General features: G+C 65.6%; 5 protein-coding genes. 4 read left to right on the forward strand and 1 reads right to left on the reverse strand.

Features of this window, described 5'->3' with window-relative positions:
* Positions 1 to 197 precede the first annotated feature (197 nt).
* The gene (gene dnaE, locus AC1DKD_RS36085; protein ID WP_477144356.1) at positions 198 to 3,710 is read left to right on the forward strand and encodes a DNA polymerase III subunit alpha; all 3,513 of its coding nucleotides are present in this window, start codon (positions 198 to 200) and stop codon (positions 3,708 to 3,710) included.
* A gap of 90 nt (positions 3,711 to 3,800) precedes the next feature.
* Positions 3,801 to 5,054 (forward strand): glycosyltransferase, encoded by a 1,254-nt coding sequence (locus tag AC1DKD_RS36090; protein WP_441634410.1) that lies wholly within the window; start codon positions 3,801 to 3,803, stop codon positions 5,052 to 5,054.
* On the opposite strand, the gene AC1DKD_RS36095 is transcribed toward AC1DKD_RS36090, so the two are convergent.
* Positions 5,005 to 5,769 carry a glycosyltransferase family 2 protein gene (locus AC1DKD_RS36095; protein ID WP_441634408.1) on the reverse strand — a complete coding sequence of 255 codons (765 nt, stop codon included), beginning with the start codon at positions 5,767 to 5,769 and terminating at the stop codon, positions 5,005 to 5,007. The genes AC1DKD_RS36090 and AC1DKD_RS36095 overlap by 50 nt on opposite strands.
* An 11-nt stretch (positions 5,770 to 5,780) precedes the next feature.
* Between AC1DKD_RS36095 and AC1DKD_RS36100 the strand changes: the two genes are divergently transcribed.
* Positions 5,781 to 7,031 (forward strand): O-antigen ligase family protein, encoded by a 1,251-nt coding sequence (locus AC1DKD_RS36100; RefSeq protein ID WP_477144357.1) that lies wholly within the window; start codon positions 5,781 to 5,783, stop codon positions 7,029 to 7,031.
* Positions 7,032 to 7,108: 77 nt separating this feature from the next.
* On the forward strand, positions 7,109 to 8,248 hold a 1,140-nt coding region (locus AC1DKD_RS36105), incomplete at its 3' end, for an ABC transporter transmembrane domain-containing protein (protein WP_477144358.1).

Raw genomic sequence — 8,248 nt, forward strand, 5'->3', positions numbered from 1 at the left:
GTTTACGATCTGCATAGGTGGCGCACGCCCGGCCCGCGCATTGTGACCGCGCGGTAACTGCCTGATTGGAAAGGCGAAATTATAGCGCCTTGAAGGCCTCGTGCTGGTCTTTTCCGAGCGGCCGGGTTGGTCTTGCCGTGCGGTCCGTGGCGCAAAGAAGGCGGGCGAGGACATGCCGAGCCGGTACAATTACGCCCATGTCTGCACCTCGCTTCGTTCATCTCCGTCTCCATTCCGAATACTCCGTCGTCGATGGCATCGTGCGTCTTGAGGACGCCGTCGAGGCCGCCGCCGCCGATGGCATGGGCGCGCTCGCCCTGACCGACCTGGCCAACGCCTTCGGCCTGATCCGCTTCTACAAGGAAGCGCGCGGCGGCGGCGTCAAGCCCGTGGTCGGCGCCGACGTCTGGCTGACCAACGCCGACGATCGCGACAAGCCCACGCGGCTGCTGCTGCTGGTCCAGGACCGGCGCGGCTACCTCAACCTGTGCGTGCTGCTGTCGCGCGCATGGCTGTCGAACCAGTACCGCGGCCGCGCCGAGATCGATCCGGCCTGGTTTGACGAGGCCGGTGAAGAGGGCCTGCCGTTGGCCACTGGCATGATTGCTCTTTCCGGGGCCATGGGCGGTGATATCGGCGTGGCGCTGGCCAATGGCAATGAGGCGGTAGCGGCACAAGCCGCGGCGCACTGGGCCAAGGTCTTCCCGCAGCGTTTCTACATTGAACTGCAGCGTGCCGGCCAGCCCGGCACCGATGCCTATGTGCAGCAGGCGGTGCAGTTGGCGGCCAAAATGCGCCTGCCGGTGGTGGCAACGCATCCGGTGCAGTTCATGACCGCCGACGACTTCACCGCGCACGAGGCCCGCACCTGCATCGCCGAAGGCGAACTGCTGGCCAATCCGCGCCGCACGCGGCGCTTCACCACCGACCAGTATTTCAAGTCCCAGGACGAGATGTGCGCGCTGTTCGCCGACATCCCGTCCGCGCTGGAAAACGCGGTACAGATCGCGCGCCGCTGCAACCTCACGCTGGAACTGGGCAAGCCGCGCCTGCCGCTGTTCCCCACGCCCGACGGCATGTCGCTCGACGACTACCTCGTGCACCTGGCCAAGGAAGGCCTGGAAAAGCGCATGGCGGTGCTGTTCCCCGACGAGGCTGTGCGCGAGGCCAAGCGCCCCGAGTACTACGCCCGGCTGGAGTTCGAGACCGGCACCATCATCAAGATGGGYTTCCCRGGCTACTTCCTGRTSGTGGCSGACTTYATCAACTGGGCCAAGAACAATGGCGTGCCGGTAGGGCCGGGGCGCGGCTCCGGCGCTGGCTCGCTGGTGGCCTATGCGCTCGGCATCACCGACCTGRACCCGCTCAAATACGCGCTGCTGTTCGAACGTTTCCTGAACCCGGAACGGGTTTCGATGCCCGACTTCGACATCGACTTCTGCCAGCACGGCCGTGATCGGGTGATCACTTACGTGAAGGAGAAGTACGGACACGCAGCCGTCTCGCAGATCGCGACTTTCGGCACCATGGCCGCAAAGGCCGCGGTGCGTGACGTGGGCCGCGTGCTTGACCTGGGCTACGGTTTCGTCGACGGCATCGCCAAGCTGATTCCGTTCAAGCCGGGCAAGCTCGTCACCATCGAGGAAGCCAAGAAGGAAGAGCCGCTCCTGACCGAGCGCGAGAAGAACGAAGAGGAAGTGCGCCAGTTGCTGGAGCTGGCRCAGCGCGTGGAAGGCATGACGCGCAACGTCGGCATGCACGCCGGCGGCGTGCTGATCGCGCCAGGCAAGCTGACCGATTTTTGCCCGCTCTATACCCAGGGCGCGCAGAACGACGGCATGAGCGGCGTGGTCAGCCAGTACGACAAGGACGACGTGGAAGCGGCAGGCCTGGTCAAGTTCGACTTCTTGGGCCTGACCACGCTGACCATCCTGGACTGGGCCGAACGCTATATCCGCCGGCTCGATCCGACCAGGGCGGACTGGAACTGCAGCCACATTCCGCTCGACGATGGCCCCGCCTTCGACATCCTCAAGACGGCCAACACGGTAGCCGTGTTCCAGCTGGAAAGCCGCGGCATGCAGGGCATGCTGAAGGACGCCAAGCCCGACCGCTTCGAGGACATCATCGCGCTGGTGGCGCTCTACCGCCCGGGCCCGATGGACCTGATTCCCAGCTTCTGCGCGCGCAAGCACGGCCGCGAGAAGGTGGAGTACCCGGACCCGCGCGTCGAGCCGGTGCTCAAGGAGACCTACGGCATCATGGTCTACCAGGAGCAGGTGATGCAGATGGCGCAGATCATCGGCGGCTACTCGCTGGGCGGCGCCGACTTGCTGCGCCGCGCCATGGGTAAGAAGAAGGCCGAGGAAATGGCCCAGCACCGCGAGCTGTTCCGCGCGGGCGCGGCCAAGAACGGCCTGACCGCCGAGAAGGCCGACGACACCTTCGACCTGATGGAGAAATTCGCGGGCTACGGCTTCAACAAGTCGCACGCGGCCGCCTATGCGCTGCTGGCCTATTACACGGCCTGGCTCAAGGCGCACCATCCGGCCGAATTCATGGCAGCCAATATGTCGCTCGCCATGGACGACACCGACAAGGTCAAGATCCTGCACGAGGATTGCAAGCTCAACCACCTCAAGGTGCTGCCGCCCGACGTCAACGCCAGCGAATACCGCTTCGCGCCGACCGATGCCAAGACGATCCGCTACGGCCTGGGCGGCATCAAGGGCTCGGGGCAGGGCGCCATCGAAGACATCCTGCGCGCTCGCGAGGAAAAGCCCTTCACCGACCTGTTCGACTTCTGCGAGCGCGTCGACCGCCGCCAGGTCAACCGCCGCACCATCGAGGCGCTGATCCGCGCCGGCGCCTTCGACAGCCTCAATGACAATCGCGGCCAGCTGCTTGCCTCCGTGTCGCTCGCGATGGAGGCCGCCGAGCAGAAGGCTGAGTCGGCCAACCAGGTCTCGCTGTTCGACCTGATGGCCGACGCCGGTGAATCGCACCGTCCCGAACTGGTCGACGAGCCGCGCTGGGCGCCCAAGCGCACGCTGCAGGAAGAAAAGCAGGCCCTGGGGTATTACTTCTCGGGGCACCTGTTCGATGCCTATCGTGACGAAGTCGGCCGCTTCCTCAAAGGCACGCTGGCCGGGCTGGAGAAGGAAGTACAGGGCAATGGCGGCGGCTATGGCCGCGATGTGCGCGGCAAGGTGATCGCCGGTGTCATTACCGGCATGCGTACCCAGATGACGCAGCGCGGCAAGATGCTGATCGTCTTGCTCGACGACGGCACCGGGCAGGTCGAGATGACCGTGTTCAACGAATTGTTCGACGCCAACCGCCATATGTTCCGCGAGGACGAGATGGTGATCGTGCAAGGCAACGCCCGCCATGACACCTTTACCGGCGGCGTGCGTTTCACCGCCGAATCGGTGATGGACCTGGTGGCGGCGCGCGCCAAGTACGCCGAAGCGGTCGGCCTGGCTTTCAATGGCAATGCCTCTACCGAGCTGTTGCGCGAACTGCTCACGCCCTACCTGGCGACGGTGGCCAACAGCCCTGGCTTGCCGGTGCGCATCAGCTATGCCACCACCGGTGCCCGCTGCGAGGCGGAGCTGGGCCGGCAATGGCTGGTCACGCCGTCCGAGGATGCGCTCGCGAGCTTCCGCTCGGCCTTGTCGGGCGAGAACGTTCGCATGCTGTACGGCTGACCCGGGCTGCCGGCAGGGCGGCAACGGCATTGCGCCGCCCTGATCGGTATTGCTGCCATCCCGTCATTCCATGGATCACACAAGCCCCGCATGGCTAAGCAACGCATCCTCTTTCACCTGACTCACTTCCTGCGCGGCGGCATCGAGACCTCGCTGGTGTCGCTGCTCGCCTCGCTGGATCGCGAACGCTTCGAGATAGGCCTGACCCTGACCTATCCGACCGAAGCACTGGAGACCCATTTCCGCGCGCTGTTGCCGCCGGACGTCAAGCTCCACATCCTCGCGCCGGAAGCCTGGCTGTCGCGTTGCCGGCAACTTAAGAAAGCGGGCAAGCTGGGCCCGCTTGGCAAGATCTACGAGGAAGTGCTGCTGCCGCCGCTGCGCAAGCCGCTGGTCAACCGGCGCTTTCGCGGCATCCTGCGCGACTATGACCTGGTGATCGACTACGACATGTCGCTGTCGCGGCTGACAGGGCGGTTGCCAGTGCCGATGATTGGCTACCAGCATTTCAGCGTGGCGCACCTTGAGCGCGAGAACCGCCGCAAGCTGCGCAAGCTGCGGCGCCAGTGCCGCGAGCACTATGACCGCATCGTCGTGCTCAATGACACCATGCTGGCGGATGCGCGGGCGCTGATTCCCGAGGCGGCCGGCAAGTTCATCCGCCTTTACAACGCCACCGATCTCGACCGTATTCGCGCGCTTGGCAAGGCACCGTTCAGCCCGCCGGCCCATCCCTACATCGTTTCGGTGGGGCGGCTGGAGGAGAGCCAGAAGGATTTCACCACGCTGCTGCGGGCCTACGCGGCGCTGGTCAGGGGCACGGGTTTGCGCGAGCGGCTGGTGCTGGTGGGCGACGGCGCTTCACGCGGCCGGCTTGAGGCGCTCGCGCGCGAGCTGGGTATCAGCGAGCGCGTCAGCTTTGCCGGCTTCCAGCCCAATCCCTATGCCTGGATCCACCATGCGCGGCTGATGGCATTCAGCTCCAAGATGGAGGGACTGCCGAATGTGCTGCTGGAAGGCATGGCGCTCGGCCAGTTCGTGGTGAGCACCGATTGCCCTGTGGGCCCGCGCGAGATCCTGGCCGAGGGCAAGGCCGGGCTGCTGACGCCGGTTGGCGATGTGCCCGCGCTGGCGGAGGCGATTCGCCGCGGGCTGGAGGACGAGCCGCTGCGTGCCCGGCTGCTGGCCTATGCGGCGGTCCATATCGAGCAGATGGGCTTTGGCCCGACCTCGGCAGCTTTCGGCGCTTGCGTCGACGATCTGCTGGGCGCTCCATGCACGGGGGCGGCAACCCCTACCGCGGCTGCTCCTGCCGCTTCTGCTGCTGCAGGTACCACAGCTTGATGTACTTGTAGTAGCTGGCCTGGCCGTTCATCAGCGCCACGCCGAGGCCTTGCGCGCCATCCAGAAAGCCGCGGCGCAGCAGGTAGGTCCGCAGGAAGGCCCAGGCGCCATGCAGCGCGGCGCCGGCGGGCGAGGCCGTCTTGCCGCGCGCCAGGCCCTGCCGGGCGCCCAGGGTGGAGTATTGGTCGATCTTGCGCAGCACCTGCGAAAAGTCGTCGTAGGTGTAATGCAGCAGCGGCGTGTTCAGCTTGCCGGTGGGGCCGTCGGAGATCACGCGTTCATGCACGAGATCGTCGGTGAAGCGGGCGCGGCCGCGCCGGAACAACCGTGTGACGTAGTCGGGATACCAGCCGCCGTGGCGGATAAAACGGCCGCAGAAACGCGACAGGCGCGGCATTTCGTAGGCGTCGGCCTGGCCGGACGCGATCGCCGCGAGGATCTCGTCGCGCAACTCGGGAGTGACCCGTTCGTCGGCGTCGATGGAGAAGATCCAGTCGCTGTCGGCCTTCGACACCGCCAGGTTTTTCTGGGCGCCGAAACCCGGCCAGTGCTCGGTTTCGAAGACCTCGGCACCCAGGCTGCGGGCCAGTTCGACCGTCCCGTCCTGGCTACCCGAATCCACTATAATCGCGCGGTCGCACCAGGACACGCTTTCCAGGCACTCCCGGATATTGTGTGCCTCGTTTTTTGTAATTAGTACGACTGAGATTCTCATAGAGTTTGCTTATGGTGTTTCGTGCGACCAAACAGGCATGGCTGRCCAACGGGCTGGTCCTTGCTTTCCCCGTGCTGCTGCTGAGCGTACCGCGCRGCGCGGGCATCTTCATTGGCGCGGTGGTGCTGGCCATGCTGCTGGGCTGGCGGGGCATGGGCCTGACCATGGCGTGGTATCGCTCCCTGCTGGTCCCGCTCGGGCTAGCCATTCTAGCGGTACTTGTGGTGTGCATCGCATCCAAGCTGCTCTTCGGCCTGCGCTGGAGCGCGATCGATAACCCCACGCGCGTGCTGCTGGCCCTGCTGACCTGCCTGGCGGTGCTGCGGCATCGCCCGGACAGCCGCATGCTCTGGTACGGGATTCCACTGGCGCTGGTGTCCTGCCTGCTGATCGTGGCGTACCAGTTCCTGGTGCTGCATGATGACCGCCCGGCGGCGTGGACCCAGCCTATCGCCTTTGCCAATATGGTGGCGGCGTTCGGGCTGATCGGATTTGCGCGGCCGGGCCATCGCCGGCTCGACCATGCGCTGGCATGGGGGGGGCTGGTGGTGGCGGGTGCCGTGCTGGTCCTCAACGGATCGCGTGGCGCCTGGCTGTCCCTGGCCCTGACCATGGTCCCGCTGCTCGCGGTGCGCTACCGCCGCATTCGGCTGCCGGCCTTTATCGGCATGGTGGCATTGCTGGCGGCGTTAGCGGGTGCGCTCTATCTGGTGCCGGGCAGCCCGGTCGCCAAGCGGGTGGACCTGGTCGGCCAGGATGTTGCGCAGTTCGAGGCCGGCAATGCGGATACCTCGACCGGCGCGCGCCTGCTGATATGGCAAATGGCGGCCACGGCGTTCGCAGCGCATCCATGGAGCGGGATCGGCTTGAGCCAGTTCCGCCAGCTGACGGAGGCACTGCCGGCCTGCCAGGTCAGCCGCAGCCACCAGTTCTGCCTGGAGCATGCCCACAACGACGTGATGGAGGCGCTTGCCACCATGGGCGTGCCCGGCCTGATTGCCGTCATGTCGATTTTCCTGGTGCCGGCCTGGCTGTTCTTCGGGCTCTTGCGCCAGAGCCGCCGCCAGGGCGACGAGCGTGGCGAGTGCCTTGCCGCGGCCGGACTGGCGGTCGTCATGGCCAGCCTGATTGGCGGCCTGACCCAGGTCACGATGGCCCACCAGGCAAGTATCGTTTTCTATGCCGGCGTGATCGGGCTCTTGCTCGGGCTGGCTGCAGTACAAGCAAAGTATCCCCGGACCGACGGGGTGGAGAAACCGTGAAAGTCCAAGAACAAAATGCACCCCCGGCACAGGAAGCCGACACCCTGAAGCGAGTCTGGTCATACCTGCGTCCGGAAATGCGCATCTTCATCGTTGCCATCATCGCGATGGCGGCTGTGGCGGGCGCCGAAGGGATCATGCCGAAGGTCGTCAATGACCTGCTCGACAACGGTTTCGGCGGCGCATATGCCGGCAAGCTCTGGCACGTGCCGGCGCTGCTGATTGGCGTGGCACTGGTACGCGGGGTGGCGCAGTTCGCTTCCGGCTACCTGCTCGCCCTGATCTCCAACCGGGTGCTGCTGAAGATGCGTATGCAGATGTTCGAGCGCATGCTGCATGCGCCCGCGCTGTTCTACCATCGCAATACCGCGGCGTCGCTGATCAATGCGGTGATCTTCGAAGTCAACCAGGTCATGCAGATCCTGACCGGCGTGCTGATCACCCTGGTGCGCGATTCGCTCACCGTGTTGGCGCTCCTTGTCTACCTGTTCTATACCAACTGGAGCCTGACGCTGGTGGTGGCGGTGATCCTGCCGGTGATCGGCTTCGTCATGGCCAAGGTCAATCGCCGCCTGCGCCGCCTCAATCGCGACCACCAGGCGCTGACCAACACCGCCGCCTACGTGGTCGAGGAAGCCGCCGGTGGCTACAAGGTGGTCAAGCTGCATGGCGGCGAAGCCTATGAGACGTCGCGTTTCGCGGCCATGGCTGAGCGCCTGCGTGGCTATTCCATGCGCATGGCAGTGGCGGGCGGGCTGAACCAGCCCGTCACGGCATTCCTGGCGGCGCTGGCTCTGTCGGTCATCCTCACCATCGCGATGATCCAGTCGCAGACCAACCACACCACGGTGGGCAGCTTCACCGGCTTTGTGATGGCGATGCTGCTGCTGGTCTCGCCGCTCAAGCACCTGACCGACCTGAACCAGCCGCTGCAGCGCGGCCTGACCGCGGCCGAGATGATCTTCGGCCTGATCGATGAGCCGGTCGAGCCGCAGAACGGCGGGCTGCCGCTTGAGCGCGCGCGTGGCGAGCTGGTATTCGAGAAGGTGGGCTTCCGCTACGGCGATGCCGCCCGTCCGGCGCTGGACAACATCCACTTCAACGTCAGCGCCGGCGAGGTGGTGGCGCTGGTGGGGCCGTCGGGCAGCGGCAAGACCACGCTGGTCAACCTGGTGCCGCGCTTCTTCGACCCGACCGAGGGCCGCATCCTGCTGGAC

It is taken from the genome of Cupriavidus sp. 05T313, from assembly GCF_056396665.1.

Bases quoted from the DNA above. Each gene is read 5' to 3' on its own strand.
- AC1DKD_RS36090 (WP_441634410.1), top strand. From the start codon at position 3,801: ATGGCTAAGCAACGCATCCTCTTTCACCTGACTCACTTCCTGCGCGGC.
- AC1DKD_RS36095 (WP_441634408.1), bottom strand. From the start codon at position 5,769: ATGAGAATCTCAGTCGTACTAATTACAAAAAACGAGGCACACAATATC.